This is a genomic window from Kitasatospora sp. NPDC127116, assembly GCF_042677365.1.
Taxonomy (GTDB): domain Bacteria; phylum Actinomycetota; class Actinomycetes; order Streptomycetales; family Streptomycetaceae; genus Kitasatospora; species Kitasatospora lactacystinica.
In genome coordinates this window covers 1-16216 of record NZ_JBHXTL010000090.1, presented here as the reverse complement: position 1 = coordinate 16216, position 16216 = coordinate 1, and the positions used below count along the sequence as shown (strand labels likewise).

Here is a 16216-nt window from a genome sequence, read left to right as displayed (position 1 = left end):
GACGAGCACCGTCCGGGTCGGGCGGAGCCGCCGGAACCTCGGTTTGTTGAACGTTTGTCCAGCCGTTCCGCTCCTTGTATGAATGGCGCCAGAAGAACGTCCTCCCCTGAGCGCCCCGTTGCCGGCCCCGCCGCCCCGCCGTCCGGCGAGCCGCCCCCGCCGGCATCCGCACAGCACCACCTCCAACCGGTCGGAGTCCCCCGTGAACCAGTCGGGTCCCTCGCCCATGCTCGAAACCCCCGCGCCCGAAGCCGAAACCCACCTGCTCGACCAGGCCGCCCGCGGCGGGGGCAACGGCTGCATCGACATCCTCTCCCCGCCGCCCGGAACCGATCCCGAGGACTGTCTCTACGTCGCCCTGCACGTCCACGGTGCGGCCTCCGTCCGACGCGGCGGTGTCAGCAGCGTGCTGGCGCCGGGGGACCTGCTGATCAGCGCCACCCCGTACCCGGCGGGCCTGTTGCAGGACTCCGAGTGCCGGATGGTCCGCTTCCGTGTCCCCTGCTTCTACCTGGACGTCCGGCAGGGCGATGTCCGGCGCGCGGGTGGGCTGGTGGCGCGCGGGAACAAGGGGATCGGTTCGCTCGCGTTCCAGTTCCTCCACGCCCTGGCCACCCAGGCGCGGGACCACCGGGCCCGGCCGGACCACCTCCTCGCGCTCAGCGCCTCCGACATCGTCGCCGTCCTGGTGGCCGAGCTGCTCGACCGGAAGGACCCGGAGCACCCCAACGGCGCGGCCGAGCTGCTGTCCCGGATCCGCGTCCACATCGAGCAGAACCTCGCCGACCCGAACCTCTCGCCCGGATCGATCGCCCGCTCGCAGCACATCTCGGTGCGCTACCTCCACAAGCTCTTCCAGCAGGACGGAATGACCGTGGGCCAGTGGGTGCGACGGCGTCGGCTGGACGCCTGCCGTCGGGAACTGGGGCGCCCGTCCCGTCGGCAGGCCAGTGTGGCCGCCGTCGCGCACCGCTGGGGCTTCGTCAGCCACTCCCATTTCAGCCGGGCGTTCCGCGACGCCTTCGGAATCTCGCCCCGTGAGTGGCAGGCCTACGCCGCCCGGACCGAGGGCAGCCACCCCGCGTCCTGATCGCGGACGGCCGCGGTCGGGGGAGCGCGGCCGTCCGAACCGGGCCTGCCGGCCGCTTCAGTGCGCTGCAGGGCCACTGGTCATGCGCTGCGGAAGTCCTTCGCGCACCGCCGGTTGCCTAGGTTTCGCCGGGTGGCCCCGTCGGGCCGCGATCAGTCAGTGGAAAGGCAACAGCCCATGCAGTTCGGGATATTCAGCGTCGGCGACGTGACGGTCGATCCGACCACGGGACGGGCGCCGAGCGAGCGCGAGCGGATCAAGGCGATGCTGGCGATCGCGCTCAAGGCCGAGGAGGTCGGCCTGGACGTCTTCGCCATGGGCGAGCACCACAACCCGCCGTTCGTCCCGTCCTCGCCGACGACCATGCTCGGCTGGATCGCCGCGAAGACCGAGCGGATCGTCCTGTCCACCGCGACCACGCTGATCACCACCAACGACCCGGTGAAGATCGCCGAGGACTACGCGATGCTGCAGCACGTCGCGGACGGCCGCGTCGACCTGATGCTCGGGCGCGGGAACACCGGTCCGGTCTACCCGTGGTTCGGCCAGGACATCCGCCAGGGCATCCCGCTCGCGGTCGAGAACTACGCGCTGCTGCACCGGCTCTGGCGCGAGGACGTGGTCGACTGGGAAGGCCGCTTCCGCACCCCGCTGCAGGGCTTCACCGCCACGCCGCGCCCGCTGGACGGCGTGCCGCCGTTCGTCTGGCACGGCTCGATCCGCAGCCCCGAGATCGCCGAGCAGGCCGCCTACTACGGCGACGGCTTCTTCCACAACAACATCTTCTGGCCGCAGGAGCACACCCGGCGGATGATCGAGCTCTACCGCGAGCGCTACGCGCACCACGGCCACGGCACGCCCGAGCAGGCCATCGTCGGCCTCGGCGGGCAGGTGTTCATGCGGAAGAACTCCCAGGACGCGGTGCGCGAGTTCCGTCCGTACTTCGACAACGCGCCGGTGTACGGGCACGGGCCCTCGCTGGAGGAGTTCACCGAGCAGACCCCGCTGACCGTGGGCAGCCCCCAGGAGGTCATCGAGCGCACCCTCGGCTTCCGCGAGGCCGTCGGCGACTACCAGCGCCAGCTGTTCCTGATGGACCACGCCGGCCTGCCGCTGAAGACGGTGCTGGAGCAGCTCGACATCCTCGGCGAGGAGGTCGTGCCCGTGCTGCGCGAGGAGTTCGCCAAGGGCCGGCCCGCGACCGTCCCCGACGCCCCCACCCACGCCACGCTCCGGGACACCGTCCCCGCCGCCTCCTGACCAGGATGGAGTCCCCCATGGAACCGAACTCGCCGATCACCCTCGCCGTGATCTCGGGCGGGCTCAGCCTGCCCTCCTCCACCCGCCTGCTGGCGGACCGCCTCGCCGAGGCCACCTCCGCCCACCTGGCCGACACCGGCCGTGAAGTCCGGGTGCGCCTGCACGAGTTGCGCCCGCTGGCCACCCCCATCGCGCACCACCTGCTCTCCGGCTTCCCCTCGCAGGCACTCGGCGACGTCCTGGAGGAGGTGGGCACGGCCCACGCGCTGATCGCCGTGTCCCCGATCTTCTCCGCGTCCTACAGCGGCCTGTTCAAGTCGTTCTTCGACCTGCTCGACCCCGGAGCCCTGGCGGGCAAGCCGGTGCTGATCGGCGCGACCGGCGGCACCGCGCGCCACTCGCTGGCCCTGGAGCACGCGCTGCGCCCGCTCTTCGCCTACCAGCGCGCCTTGGTGGCCCCGACGGCCGTCTTCGCGGCCTCCGAGGACTGGGGCGGGGCGGGTGACGCGCGCACCGACAGCCTGCCGGCGCGGATCGAACGGGCCGGGGGAGAGCTCGCTGCGCTGACCCTCGCGGCTCTGGCGAATCCGCGGCCCGCCGACCGGCCGGCGGTGACGCCCTCCGCGCTCGGCTTCCACTGACCCGACGGACGCCGTTCCCCCCGCGCCTGCGAGTCGGCGCGGCCTTGCGTCCGGGGCGTCGTCGCGTCGCGCCCGCGTTGTCGCGTTCTCGTGCCCGTCGTCGTCCGACTCCCGCCGTCACCCTCGCGACGGCGGGAGCGTCGGCGCCCGGTGCGCTCCACCCGGCCGGGCCGGTCCGGGGCGCAGTCCCGGGTAGGGGGCCGGGTGGCGTCAACTCTCCGTGAGGATTGTCCGGGTGCGTCGCGACGGACTGTCGGATATCGCTTTTCCCTTTGTGGTGCTGCCCGGTGGCGGAGTGCCGATGACGGGGGACTCGTCGTGGGCGAACCGGTGAACTCCCGGTTCCCCCGGCTCTGCCGGTCCGGCGGGCGAAAGGCGGGCCGGGGGAATCGATCCGGATCGGCGCGAACCGGTGGGCGCGCGGTGGCAGGCGGGAGCGGGTGGCGGTCCGCCGCCTCGGCCGCTGCCTGCGCGGGGCCGGTCCCGGATGCGGCCGGACGGGTTCGGGGTCGGTGTGCTCCGTTGTCGCGGGCGGAAAGTTCGTGCGTGAAACGTGATAAAAGCGGCTGGATCAAGCTCTGCCACAATCGTGATCGCGCCGTTTTCCGCGCGGTGAGTCGGTTCGTGTCGCTACTGGGTGAGGATCGGACCGGGAAGGGAAACGCCACGGTATTACCGCGGAAATGCGGATCCGGTGGCCGCGGGCGGCGACGTCCGGGCGGGGGAGGCGGGCCCGGGCCGGCGCCGAGGGTGGACAGGACGAAGGGACGGGATCGGATGCTCCTGGAGCGCGACGAGGTTCTTGGCATGGCTGCGACAGCAGCGGCGGCCGTACGGACGGGCAGCGGGCGCTCGGTCCTGCTCTCGGCGCCGGTGGCCGGCCGGGGGCGGACCGCCGCGTTGGAGGCGATCGTCCGGCAGCAGGCCGGCGGCGACGCCATGCGCGTCGGACGGGCGCGCGGCGTACCGGAGGAGACGGCGTTCCCGTTCGGGCTGGTCCGGCAGCTCTTCGCGGACGACGAGGCCGTTCCCTTCTCGGCACCGGGCGGACCGGACGAACAGCGGCTGTTCCACCGGCTGGTGACGCGCCTGGCCCGGTCGGCCGCCGAGCGGCCGGCGCTGCTCGCGGTGGACGACCTCCACCACGCCGACGAGCCGTCCCGCCGCTGGATCGGCTACCTCGCCCGCCGCATCGCCGACATCCCCGTGCTGCTGGTGGCCACCGAGTGCGCCGACCGGTCCGGTCCGGCCGCCTTCCCGCCCGCCACGGGGGCGTCCGTCGCCCTGCACCCGCTCAGCGTGTCGGCGGTCATCCGCATCGCCCGAGCCGCGGGCCTCGACCAGAAGGCCGCCGCGACCTGCGTCGAGGCGGGTGCCGGCAACCCGGCCCTGGTGCGGGCGCTGATCGCCGACCTCGGTGACGGGCCGCTCCCTCGCCAGTCGTCCGCCCGGTCGCACAGCCGCTACCGCGACACGATCGCCGACTGGCTGCGGAGGGCGGACCCCTGCCTGCGCCACGCCTGCCTCGCCCTCGTCGTCGCGGTCGAGGAGGGGATGCCGGCCGGTCCCGGCCTCCTCCGCCGGCTCTCCGGCCTCTGCACGCCCCGGCGTCCCCCGGGCGAGCGGTCGGTGCGCCGCCTGAGCAGGTTGCTGAGCCATCCCCTCGCGAGGGAGGCCGTGCTCGCCGCCGCCGAACCGGAGGAGGTCGCCGAGCTGCACACGCGCATGGCGGAACTGCTCGACGAGAGCGGTGCGCCGGCGACGGCCGTGGCCTCCCGGCTCCTGCGGGTGGACCGGCCGAGCGAGGTGTGGATGGCCCGTTCGCTGGCCGACGCCGCCGAGGAGGCGATGCGCGCCGGCCAGGTCGCGGAGTCCGCCGCGTATCTGCGCCACGCGCTGAGCGGCCCGCTCGATCCGGACCGGCGTGCCGCCCTCTGCCTGCGCCTCGGCGCCCTGGAGCTTCCGAACAACGCGACCGCCGGCATCCGCAGGCTCCACACCGGGCTGGAACTGCACACCGATCTGCGGGAACGGGCGACCGCGGCGACCGCCCTGAGTGCCGCCCTCGTCGCGGGCCGGGATCCCGACACCGCGCTGCGGGTCCTTCACCAGGTGAGCCGTGCCGCCGACGACGACGAGCTCGTCCAGGTGCTGCAGGCCCTCGGCGCGCTCGTCTCCTCCCACGACGGCGACGCCTGGCGCGGCGCCGTCGCGGGCCTGCGCGCGCTGGCGCCGACAGTACCCCCGGCCATCGAGCCGCTGGTGTGCGGACTGATCACCGAGTACGAAGCCGGGGCCGGCCTCCGCTCGGCGGCCGAGGTGCTCGCCCGGGTCCGGCCGCGCCTGGCGGTGCCGGTGGACCCGCGGCTGCGGACCGCCTGGCTCGGCAGCGCGGCCACCCTGCTGCAGTGGGCGGACCGCCTGGAGGAGGCGCGTGAGCTGACCGGCCTGTGCCTGCCCGTCCCGCCCGTCCCCCCGGACCTGACGGACGTGGGTCTGCAGTGTCTGCTCAGCGTCCGGGCCGAGGCGGCGCTCTGGGCGGGGGAGTTCGACCGCGTCATCGCGGAGAACGCCGCCCTGGTGGCGGCGACCGCAGGACAGGGGGTGCGACTGCCGCATCTGGCGGCCATGGTGGCGACGGCCCTGTGCGAGACGGGCCGGCGCGCCGGGGCGTGGGACGCCGTGGCCCTCGCCGGCCAGTCCGGCAGCGACAAGTCCTGGGAGTGGAACGAACTCGGCTACACCCGGGCCCTGCTGCACGCGGCGGACGGCGACTGGCAGGCCGCCCTCGACGACTACCTGCGCTGCGGAGCCGGCCAGAGCGCCCGTGACTTCGTCAGTCCGGTCGCCACGCCGTGGCGTTCCGGGGCGGCGCTCGCCCTGGTGCGGCTCGGGCGGCGGGAGGAGGCGCGCGAACTCGCCGAGGAGGAGCTGCGCCACGCCCGGACCTGGGGCACCGCGCGCACCGTCGGCCGGGCGCTGCGGGCGTACGCCGCGACCGTGGGCGGCAGGCTGGCCCTGTGTTCGCTGACCGAGGGCGCCGAACTGCTCAGGCCGGGTTCCGCTCCCGTGGAACTCGTGGAGGTGCTGGTCGATCTCGGCCGGGCCCACCTCGAAGCGGGCAACGGCCGCAAGGGGCGCGACACGCTGCGCGAGGCACACGCCGTGGCCCGGCGGCTGGCCGCACCCGTTCCGGAGGCCGGGGGGCCGGCCGCCGTCGGCCGTCTCCTCGGCCTGACGCAGGAGGCGTTGCGCGAGGGCGGGGTGCGGAACAGGGACGGCGGACACGCCCTGACCCCCGCCGAACGGCGCGTGGCCGAACTGGCGGCGGCGGGGCACACCAACGCCCAGATCTCCTCCGCGCTCTGCCTCACCCGCCGCACCGTGGAGACGCACCTCACCAACGCCTACCGGAAGCTGCGGATCGCCCGGCGCACCCAGCTGGTGGCAGTGTTGGAGCGGTAGCGACCGAGCGACCGGGGGCGGGTCCGGGGCGGGGCGGGGCCGGACCCGCGGCGGGCCGGGGAGCGCGCCGCCCCCGCCCGGGGTGCGGATGCACCCGGCCCGGACGGGGGCGGCGCCGGTTCATGCGGCGCGATCAGGACTTCGAGAGGGTGAAGGAGACCGCGGCGTTGTCACCGCCGCCCCCCTGCCAGGTGCACTTGTACCCGGCCGGGGCCTCGCAGCTGTAGCTGTTGCTGCCGGTGTAGGGGTTGTTCCAGTGCACCTTCACCTTGTTCTGCTCCCCGAGCACGTCGAAGGTGACGTCGCCCTCCGTGCCGGTCATGAAGCCGTCCGACTCGCTCGCCCACTTCGCGGTGATGCCGGACTGGACCATGGACGGGGGCATCCCGCCGTCCGACCAGATCCCCCACTGCAGGCTCGCGCCGGAGCGGGTGAGCAGCTTGCCGGAGTTGTTGGTCAGGTTGACGGACGTGCTCCGGGCGGCGGAGAGGAGGCTGGGCGACTCCGCGGCGGCCGGGGACGCGGCGGCCAGGGACGCGCGCCCGATGCTGAACGTCACCGAGGTGTTGTCCCCGCTGCCGCCGCTCCGGGAGCAGGTGTACCCGTACGGGACGGAGCAGCTGTAGTCGTTGCTGCCCCAGTAGGGGTTGTTCCAGTGCAGCTTGACCTCGCCGCCGTCGGCGAGCGTGTAGGTGATGTTCCCCTCGGTCCCGGTCGCGAAGCCGCAGGACTCGCTCTGCCAGCTGGCCGACTTGGTGTTGGGGACGTAGTCGGACGGCAGCATGTCGTTCGTCCAGCAGCCGTGGTCGAGCTTCTCCCACGTCTTGGTCAGGCCGGACCCGCTGTTGTTGGAGAGGGTGACCTTCGTTGAACGGTCCGCGGTGATCCGCGGCACGCTCGCCGACTCGCTCTCGGCGGCCGGGCGCTGCGCCGCGGACGCCTGCGGCCCGGTCTGTCCGGCCGCGGCCTGGGCGGACGGGGCGAGGGCGACCGCTCCGGCCGCCATCAGCAGGGCGGTGAGGGCGCCGGCGGCCGTGCGGCCCAGACCGGTGATGGACGTCGTACGCTGCATGGGTCTACCAACTCTCTTCGAGGCCGGGCGAGCGGACGTGTCTCACGCTCGCCTTGTTTCCATCCGGAGGGCGTCACGGCTCGATGCCGGCGCCGGGGGACTCACTGGATGTAGAGGTCCCACCGGTACGCGCCGTCGACCACGACCTGCTCGATCTTGTCCTTGATGGCGCTTCCGAGGCCGTAGAGCACCCAGTAGGCCGCCTGCGCCGCGACGAAGGAGTCGTACCGGCCGGCGTAGCGCCAGATCTCGATCGCCTGCGTCGAGGCGCCTTCCTGGACGGCGGGCGTCGCGGCGGCGTGCGCCGGGGCGGGGGAGGCCGCGGCGGCGTAGGCCTGGGCGGTGCCGCCGACGAGAACCGCGGCGGCGAGAGCGGCGCAGAGCGAAGCCGCGCGAATTCGCCTGTTCATGACAAGTCCCTCCTGGTGTTCCACGTGAACGGCCGGTCACCCGTGGCGGATCGGTCCCGCCCCGGCCCGGCCGTGGGGTGCGGTGGTGGTCACAGACTGGCACGCGACCGCCACGCTCGGGCATCGTGGAAAACCGCGAACTTGGCACGGAGCGCGCCACGCCCACGGGTGCGGACGGGGCGCGGGTCGGTCGGCGCGGGCCGGGGCCTGTCCCGCACGACAGGCCCCGACGGCGGGGCGGAGGGTCAGGCCGCGGTGTCCAGCCGCCGGCGCTGCTCCTCGTCGAGGACGAGGTCCAACGCGGCCAGGCTCTCGTCCAGTTGGGCGACGGAGCCGACGCCGAGCACCGGCACGGTCGGCACGGGGTGGCCGATCAGCCAGGCGAGCACCACCTGGTTGACGGTGGCGCCGGTCTCCTCGGCCACCTCCGCCAGCGCGGCCAGCTGCGCCCGCGCGGCCGGCCACCCGTACTGCTCGGGCAGTGGCCGGTCGGGGCGGCAGTACGAGCCGCCGAGCAGCGGGGAGTAGGCGAGCAGCGTCAGCGCCGGCCGGGCCGCGAGGTGGGAGAGCAGGGCCTCGTCGGCGTGCCGCTGGATGCCGAAGCCCGCGCCGGGCCGCGGCCGCAGATAGCTGTGGCGCTGCTGGACGCACCGGTAGCCGGGCCAACCCCGTTCGGCGGCGAGGTCGTTGGCGGCGGCCAGGTCGGCGGCGCGGTGGTTGCTGCAGCCCAGGGCGGCGACCTTGCCGTCGGCGACCAGCCCGGCGAAGGCGCCCATGGTCTCTTCGAGCGGCGTCGCCGGGTCGGTCACGTGCGCGTAGTACAGGTCCAGCCGGTCGGTGCCGAGGCGGCGCAGGCTGCCCTCCGCGGCCTCGCGCAGCGCGCGGGCGGACAGGCCCTCGACGTGTTCGGGGAAGGGCAGCCCGGGCACCGGGCGGGCGCCGGCCTTGGTGGCGAGCACCAGGTCGTCGCGGTTGCCGCGCCGGGCCAGCCAGCGGCCGAGAAGTTCCTCGCTCTCGTAGCCGTTCGCGCCGGTCGCCCAGAAGGCGTAGTTGTTCGAGGTGTCGATGAACGTTCCGCCGGCTTCGGTGAACCGGTCGAGGATCGCCGTCGCGGTCCGTTCGTCGATGGTCGTGCCGAAGGTCATCGTGCCGAGACAGAGCGCACTGGCGGACCGTCCGTCAGGTCCGAGGCTGCGAAAGCGCATCGGTCTTCCCTCCAGGGGTGTCGTCCAAGGGGTCGCCGGTGGTGAACCGGTCACCGGAATCATGACGCGGCGCAGCCGCCGGGCGGCCGCCGGTCCACCTCGACCGGACGGCGGCTGCCCGGCGGCCGCATCCCGGCGGTCACCTCCCGGCCGCTCGGAGGCTCACTCGGCGCGGGGGAGGTAGGCCAGGCCGTGGGCGCCCGGGTCGGCGAGCTTGGGGACGGTCAGGCGGGAGACGGGGGTGAGAGTGGCCAGGTCGATGACGTCGACGGTGGAGGAGACGACGCCGGCGACGTAGGCGAGGCCGCCGTCCGGGGAGGAGGTGATGGTGAGGGGGAAGAGGCCCACCTCGACGGAGCCGAGGCGGCGGTGGTCGTCGGCGGCGAACACGGTGAGGCGGCCCGGGAGTTGGCGCCCCAGGGCGGAGCCGGGGGCGGGGGCCGACCGGACTTCGCCGGCCAGGAGCAGGCCGGTCGAGGTGAGGTGGACCGGCAGGGCCGGGAAGTCCGTCGGGAGGACGTCCGTGACGGTCGCGGTCGGGACGTCGATGACGCGGATGCCCGGCGCCGCGGCGGGGGCGGCGGAGGTTGAGAAGTACGGGCCGGCGGCGTAGACCCGGGTGCCGTCGGGGGAGACGGCCAGGCCCTCGCTGCCGGGAACCTCCACCTTGGCGGTCAGCGTGCCCCGTTCGAGGTCCACCACCGAGACGAAGGGCGCCTCCTTGTTGGTGGCGAAGCCGGTCCGGCCGTCCGGGGAGACGGCGAACCAGTGCGGGCCGGGGGCGTCGGTGTCGATCCGGCCGAGCGGGCGCCGGGTCGCGGTGTCGATGACCACGACGCCGCCGGGGCGGTCCTCGCCGCCCTCCACGCTGACGTAGAGGCGGCCCCGGGCGGTGTCCAGTGCCAGCCCGTGCGGGCCGTGCTCGGGGGCGAGGTCGATCACCTCGACGATCCGGCGGGTGTCGGCGTCGATGACGGTCAGCTCGGTGCGGCGGCCGCTGTTGGCGTGGTAGTAGCCCGAGTGGTAAGCGCTGCTGCACCAGAGCAGCCGCTGGGTCGGGTCGAAGCACAACTCGTGCGGCTCGGCGAGGACTTGGAGGGTGTCGAGGTGCCGGTCGGTGGCGGCGTCGAAGAACGAGACGGTCGGGCCGCTCTGGCTGACGACGGCGAGGACGTCGCCGGCGCGGGCGGCGCGGGAGGCGTGGGCGGCACGGGAGGCGCGGGAGGCGCGGGAGGCGTGGGCGGCACGGGAGGGCTGGGACACGAGGGCTCCGAGGGGCGGTCGAGGAGTGACAGGTGATCACCTGTCACCTCCACCTTCGGGGCCCGGTGCCGGTGGGAACAATGCAAGGATCGGCATCGGATAGTTGCGCGAAACGCAAAGACACAGCTCAGGAGCGTGTGATCGATGGACCTCAACCTGCTGCGGGCCCTGGACGCCCTGCTCCAGGAGAACAGCGTGACCCGTGCGGCCGAGCGGCTCGGCACCTCGCCGGCGGCGGTCAGCCGGATGCTGGCCCGGCTGCGCCGCGCCGTCGAGGACCCGCTGCTGGTGCGCGCCGGGCAGGGACTCGTCCCGACCCCGCGGGCGCTCGAACTGCGGGAGGAGGTGGGCGCGTTGCTGCGCGGCTGCGACAGCGTGCTGCGCCCCGGCGCCGGGTTCGACCCCGTGCACCTCGACCGCACCTTCACGGTGCAGGCCGGTGAGCTGATGCTGGTGCGGACGGCCGGCGCGCTCGCCGAGCGGATGCGGGCCGAGGCGCCGCGGGTGGACGTGGTGTTCCTGCCGGAGACCCTGGAGGGCGGCCCGGCGCTGCGGCAGGGCCTGGTGGACGTCGAGCTCGGCGTGCTCGGCCACCTGGACCCCGAGGTCCGCACCCGTCGGCTGATGAGCGTCCCGCTGGTCGGTCTCGCCCGCGGCGGCCACCCGCTGTTCGACGGCCGCCGGATCACCGCCCGTCGCTTCGCCGCCGCCGACCACATCGGCGTCTCCCGGCGCGGCAAGCGCCTCGGCCCGATCGACACCGCGCTGGCCGCGCTCGGGCTGAAGCGCAGGGTGGCGGTCGTCGTGCCGAGCCACACCGGTGCGATGCTGCTGGCCCGGGACAGCGACCTGATCACCCTCGTCCCGGCGGACTGGCTGCCGGACACCATCGCCGCACTGGGCCTGCGCACCTTCCCGATCCCGCTCGAACTCGCCCCGCTGGAGCTGGGGATGGCCTGGCACCCGCGCAACGCGGCCGATCCGGGCCACCGCTGGTTCCGCGAGCACGTGGCGGCGGCGGTGCTGGGTGCGGGCCCGCACGCCACGGAGTGAACAGGAGGGCGGGCGTCGCGGCCCGGTCCGGCGCGGCCTGGCCCGGCCGACGGCGTAAGGTCGGGATACCCTGCGGGGGTACATCTGGCGGGCGTCGGGGACGGGAGGCGGAGGATGGCGCGGTTGCGGCCGTTCGGTCCGCCGGTGCCGTGGGCCCTGCGCCTGCTGCTGCTCGCCGCGCTGCTGCTCGGCGTCGTGACCATGCACACGCTCGGCCATCCGGGCGGCGGGCACGGCGGGTCCGTCGGGCACGACGGCCCGGGGATGCACGCCTCCGCGATGCACCAGTCGGGCGCCGTCCACCACAGCCCGGCCGCCGAACCCGTCCACGCCGCCGCCTCCGCCGTCGGCACCCTCGACCCCGCCGTCCCCGGTGGCATGGACCCGATGGCGGTCTGCCTCGCCGTCCTGGCCGGCTGGACCCTGGTGCTGCTCCTCACCGGCCCGCTGCTGCGCCGCAGCGGCGATGCCGCCGCCGAGGTACGGGCCCGGCTGCTGCGGGCCCTCCGCGCGCTGCCCCCGCCCGGGGGCGGGCGGATCCTTCTCACCCGGCTTTCGGTGCTGCGTCAGTAGGCGCGTGCCCGCCGTCCCGTGCCCGCGCCCGCTCGGGAGCGCCCGCGCGCACCTCCATGTGCCCGCTCGCGCCCCGCAGCGCCCGCGCACGGAACGGCCGACGCGACGCCCTGTACACACCCACCCACCGCACGAGGTGCACTCCGCCATGCGCACACCCACCCGTCGTACCGTCCTCGGCGCCGCGCTCGCCGCCGCCGGGACCGGCCTGCTCGCCGCCTGCTCCTCCGACTCCATGCAGGGCATGGACCACGCGTCCATGAACCACGGCTCCACCACCGGAGCGACCGGAGCGACCGGAGCGACCGGCCCGAGCGGCTCGGCCGGCCCGTCCGCCACCCCGGCCGGCTACCTCGCCCCGAACGGCCCCGAGGTCGCCGCGGCCGAGGCCGCGCGCAACCCCGGCCCGGAGCGCAGGATCGCGCTCACCGCCACCGAGGCCACCCTCGACCTCGGCGGCCGCACCGTCCGCAGCTGGGCGTACGGCGACCGGCTGCCCGGCCAGGAGGTGCGCGCCACCCTCGGCGACACCCTCGCCGTCACCCTGGCCAACCACCTGCCGCAGTCCACCTCGCTGCACTGGCACGGCCTCGCGCTGCGCAACGACATGGACGGCGTGCCGGGTGTGACCCAGGCCGACATCAGGCCCGGCGGCTCGTTCGAGTACCGCTTCGCGCTCTCCCACCCGGGCACGTACTGGGTCCACCCGCACTCCGGCGTCCAGCAGGACCGCGGCCTGTACGCGCCGCTGATCGTCGAGGACCCCAGGGAGCCGCTGGCCTACGACAAGGAGTGGGTCGTCGTCCTGGACGACTGGGTGGACGGCGTCGACGGCAGCAGCCCGGACGCCGTCCTCGCCGAACTCGCCAAGGGCATGGGAGGGATGGACCACTCGGGCGGCTCCGGACACGACATGACGGGTATGCCGGGAATGTCGGGGATGTCGGGCCGCGACATGCCGGGGACGCCGGGGACGCCCGGGACACCCGGGACGGGAGGCGCCCCGAGCGGCGCGGCCCCCGGCCGGATGCTGATGGGCGCCCGGAGCCCGCTGCTGGGCGGTGACGCCGGCGATGTCGCGTACCCGTTCCACCTGGTCAACGGAAGGCTCGCGACCGCGCCCGAGACCTTCGCCGCCAAACCCGGCGACCGGATCCGGATCCGGCTGATCAACGCGGGCGGCGACACCGCCTACCGGGTCGCCCTCGGCGGCCACGAGCTGACCGTCACCCACACCGACGGCTTCCCGGTCGAACCGGCCACCACCCAGGCGCTGCTGCTCGGCATGGGCGAGCGCTACGACGTGCTGGTCACCGCCGGGGACGGCGTCTTCCCGCTGACCGCGCTGGCCGAGGGCAAGAACGCCACCGCCCTGGCCGTGCTGCGCACCGGCGGCGGTGCCGCCCCCGGGGCCGCCGTCCGCCCGGCCGAGCTGGACGGCCGGCTGGTCACCGCCGGGCAGCTCAGGGCGGCCCCGGGCGTGCGGCTGCCCGCCAGGGCGCCGGACCGCACGGTGAAGCTGGAGCTCACCGGGGGGATGGCGAAGGCCGACTGGGCGTTCAACGGCCGCAGGTACGACCCGGCGCAGCGCCACCCGGTGGCGGCGGGCGAGCGGGTGCGGCTGGAGTTCCGCAACAGCACCACCATGTGGCACCCCGTCCACCTGCACGGCCACAGCTTCGCGCTGCCCGGCGACGGTCCGCGCAAGGACACCGCGGTCGTGCTGCCGGGCGCGACCCTGGCCGTCGACTTCGACGCGGACAACCCGGGGCTGTGGATGGTGCACTGCCACAACGTCTACCACGCGGAGACGGGCATGATGACCGTCCTCGGCTACCGGGCCTGACCCGGGGCTCCCCCCCCCCGAGGAAGGGGACGCCGGACTTGACCCCCGAAATGACCCCGAACCGGCGGAACGGTTCGGGGTCATTTCCTCCCCGGCACCCGTCCGGTCGCGCCGTGCCACCCCGTGCCACCCCGGCCACCCGCGCCGACCTGCGCCGTAATGACGTTTTCTTAACGCGGCCCGATGACGGATCCTTAACGGCCGTCGCATAGCGTTTCGCACGGCCGTCGCCCGACGGCGTTTTACGGGGTCTTTAAACAAGAGGTGCAAGGTGGTTTCGTCGGGTACGACGGGGACGGCGGAGACGGACGCGCCGTCGGCGCGAATACGCCTCCGCAGCTGGCTGCTGGAGGACGTGACCGCGGAGAAGCCCGCGCAGCCGACCGCGGCGGAGGGCGGCCCGGAGGCGTCGCCCGAGGGCCCGGCGGCGGGGGACTCCGCCGGGCACGGTGCGCAGGCCGGCCAGCGCTGGTGGCGGGTGATGTGCCTGACCGGCCTGGACTACTTCTCGACGCTCGGCTACCAGCCGGGCATCGCGGCCCTCGCCGCGGGCGTGCTGTCGCCGATCGCCACCATCGTGCTGGTGGTGGTCACCCTGCTGGGCGCGCTGCCGGTCTACCGGCGGGTGGCCAAGGAGAGCCCGCACGGCGAGGGTTCGATCGCGATGCTGGAGCGGCTGCTGTCGTTCTGGAAGGGCAAGCTGTTCGTCCTCGCGCTGCTCGGCTTCGCGGCCACGGACTTCCTGATCACCATCACCCTGTCCGCCGCCGACGCGAGCGCGCACCTGGTGGAGAACCCGCACCTGACCGGCTTCCTCGGCGGCAAGCAGGTGGTGATCACGCTGGTCCTGGTGGCGCTGCTCGGCGCGGTCTTCCTCAAGGGCTTCAGCGAGGCGATCGGCCTGGCGGTGTTCCTGGTCGGGACCTACCTGGTGCTGAACGTGGTCGTGGTGGCCGTCGGCCTCTGGAAGATCATCGAGGCGCCGCACGTGGTCACCGACTGGTCGCACGCGCTGACCCTCCAGCACGGCAACCCGATCGTCATGGTCGGCGTGGCCCTGGTGACCTTCCCGAAGCTGGCGCTCGGCCTGTCCGGCTTCGAGACCGGTGTCGCCGTGATGCCGCACATCAAGGGTGACCCGACCGACACCGAGGCCGACCCGGCGGGCCGGATCCGCGGCACCCGCAAGCTGCTGACCACCTCCGCCGTGATCATGAGCTGCTTCCTGATCGCCACCAGCTTCATCACCACGCTGCTCATCCCGGCCGACCAGTTCAAGCCCGGCGGCGACGCCAACGGCCGTGCCCTGGCGTTCCTGGCGCACGAGTACCTGGGCGGCGCCTTCGGCAGCGTCTACGACCTCTCCACCATCGCGATCCTCTGGTTCGCCGGCGCCTCCGCCATGGCGGGCATGCTCAACCTGCTGCCCCGCTACCTGCCGCGCTACGGCATGGCCCCGCACTGGGCGCGCGCGGTGCGGCCGATGGTGATCGTGCTGACCCTGATCGGCTTCCTGGTCACCTGGATCTTCGACGCGAACGTGGACGCCCAGGGCGGCGCGTACGCGACCGGCGTGCTGGTGCTGATCAGCTCCGCCGCCATCGCGGTGACCATCGCCGCCTACCGCAAGCGCGAGCGCGGCTGGACCGTCGCGTTCGCGGTCATCTCGGCGATCTTCCTCTACACCACCGTGCTGAACGTGCTGGAGCGGCCGGACGGTCTGAAGATCGGTGCCTGCTTCATCGCCGGGATCATCCTGGTCTCGCTGCTCTCCCGGCTGCGCCGCGCCTTCGAGCTGCGTGTCACCAATGTGGTCATGGACGATGTGGCGGAACGTTTCATCAGGGACTACGCGCACCGCCCGCTGCGACTGATCGCCAACGAGCCGAGCCACCGCGACGTCGCCGAGTACCGCGACAAGATCCGCCAGATCCGCGCCGACAACGACATCCCCGGCGAGGACGACCTGGTCTTCGTCGAGGTGACCGTCCGCGACGCCTCCGACTTCGAGGCCGAGCTCACCGTGCGCGGAGAGGTGCTGCACGGCCGCTACCGGGTGCTCACCCTGGAGAGCTCCAGCATCCCGAACGCGCTCGCCGCGCTGGCGCTGAACATCCGGGACCGCACCGGGCAGCAGCCGCACCTCTACTTCGAGTGGACCGAGGGCAGCCCCTTCGCCCAGTTCCTGCGGTTCTTCCTGTTCGGGCAGGGCGAGGTCGCGCCGGTCACCCGCGAGGTGCTGCGCGAGGCCGAGCCGGACCGCTCGCGCCGCCCGCGCGTGCACGTCGGCTGACCGGGGCCCGTCCGCCCCGTCCGCCCGGTCGATACGCCGACGGCC

Annotated in this window: 12 protein-coding genes; 8 read left to right on the top strand and 4 right to left on the bottom strand. The window is 74.0% G+C overall.

The features are described 5' to 3' along the window. The first annotated feature begins 226 nt into the window (after positions 1 to 226). The 4 genes from ACFVHV_RS29845 (at position 227) to ACFVHV_RS29830 (ending at position 6456) form a co-directional block, all read left to right on the top strand. Positions 227 to 1090 (top strand): helix-turn-helix domain-containing protein, encoded by an 864-nt coding sequence (locus tag ACFVHV_RS29845; RefSeq protein WP_380355048.1) that lies wholly within the window; start codon positions 227 to 229, stop codon positions 1088 to 1090. Positions 1091 to 1267: 177 nt separating this feature from the next. Next, positions 1268 to 2350: an LLM class flavin-dependent oxidoreductase gene (locus tag ACFVHV_RS29840; RefSeq protein ID WP_380355045.1), complete on the top strand. Its 1083-nt coding sequence runs from the start codon at positions 1268 to 1270 to the stop codon at positions 2348 to 2350. A 17-nt stretch (positions 2351 to 2367) separates the two neighbouring features. Further along, positions 2368 to 2991, top strand: a complete 624-nt coding sequence (locus ACFVHV_RS29835) for a CE1759 family FMN reductase (protein WP_380355042.1) — start codon at positions 2368 to 2370, stop codon at positions 2989 to 2991. Between the two features lie 777 nt (positions 2992 to 3768). Beyond that, complete coding sequence (locus ACFVHV_RS29830) at positions 3769 to 6456, top strand: LuxR C-terminal-related transcriptional regulator (RefSeq protein WP_380355039.1); 2688 nt, start codon at positions 3769 to 3771, stop codon at positions 6454 to 6456. A gap of 133 nt (positions 6457 to 6589) precedes the next feature. Here ACFVHV_RS29830 and ACFVHV_RS29825 read toward each other — a convergent pair whose 3' ends face one another. From ACFVHV_RS29825 to ACFVHV_RS29810, 4 genes are all read right to left on the bottom strand, one after another. Then, the gene (locus ACFVHV_RS29825; protein WP_359905519.1) at positions 6590 to 7528 is read right to left on the bottom strand and encodes an aegerolysin family protein; all 939 of its coding nucleotides are present in this window, start codon (positions 7526 to 7528) and stop codon (positions 6590 to 6592) included. Positions 7529 to 7629: 101 nt separating this feature from the next. Continuing rightward, positions 7630 to 7938 (bottom strand): hypothetical protein, encoded by a 309-nt coding sequence (locus ACFVHV_RS29820; RefSeq protein WP_359905522.1) that lies wholly within the window; start codon positions 7936 to 7938, stop codon positions 7630 to 7632. A gap of 245 nt (positions 7939 to 8183) precedes the next feature. Then, positions 8184 to 9143 carry an aldo/keto reductase gene (locus ACFVHV_RS29815; RefSeq protein ID WP_380355034.1) on the bottom strand — a complete coding sequence of 320 codons (960 nt, stop codon included), beginning with the start codon at positions 9141 to 9143 and terminating at the stop codon, positions 8184 to 8186. A 162-nt stretch (positions 9144 to 9305) separates the two neighbouring features. Further along, positions 9306 to 10406, bottom strand: coding sequence for a YncE family protein (locus tag ACFVHV_RS29810; protein WP_380355031.1), 1101 nt, complete (start codon positions 10404 to 10406; stop codon positions 9306 to 9308). A gap of 144 nt (positions 10407 to 10550) precedes the next feature. Here ACFVHV_RS29810 and ACFVHV_RS29805 point away from each other — a divergent pair, with 144 nt between their 5' ends. The 4 genes from ACFVHV_RS29805 (at position 10551) to ACFVHV_RS29790 (ending at position 16171) form a co-directional block, all read left to right on the top strand. Continuing rightward, on the top strand, positions 10551 to 11459 hold the full coding sequence (locus ACFVHV_RS29805; RefSeq protein WP_359905530.1) for a LysR family transcriptional regulator: 909 nt from the start codon (positions 10551 to 10553) through the stop codon (positions 11457 to 11459). Positions 11460 to 11573: 114 nt separating this feature from the next. Further along, positions 11574 to 12032, top strand: a complete 459-nt coding sequence (locus tag ACFVHV_RS29800; protein ID WP_380355029.1) for a hypothetical protein — start codon at positions 11574 to 11576, stop codon at positions 12030 to 12032. A gap of 148 nt (positions 12033 to 12180) precedes the next feature. After that, on the top strand, positions 12181 to 13878 hold the full coding sequence (locus tag ACFVHV_RS29795; protein WP_380355026.1) for a multicopper oxidase family protein: 1698 nt from the start codon (positions 12181 to 12183) through the stop codon (positions 13876 to 13878). Between the two features lie 481 nt (positions 13879 to 14359). Next, the gene (locus ACFVHV_RS29790; protein ID WP_359905574.1) at positions 14360 to 16171 is read left to right on the top strand and encodes an amino acid transporter; all 1812 of its coding nucleotides are present in this window, start codon (positions 14360 to 14362) and stop codon (positions 16169 to 16171) included. The last annotated feature ends 45 nt before the right edge of the window (positions 16172 to 16216 follow it).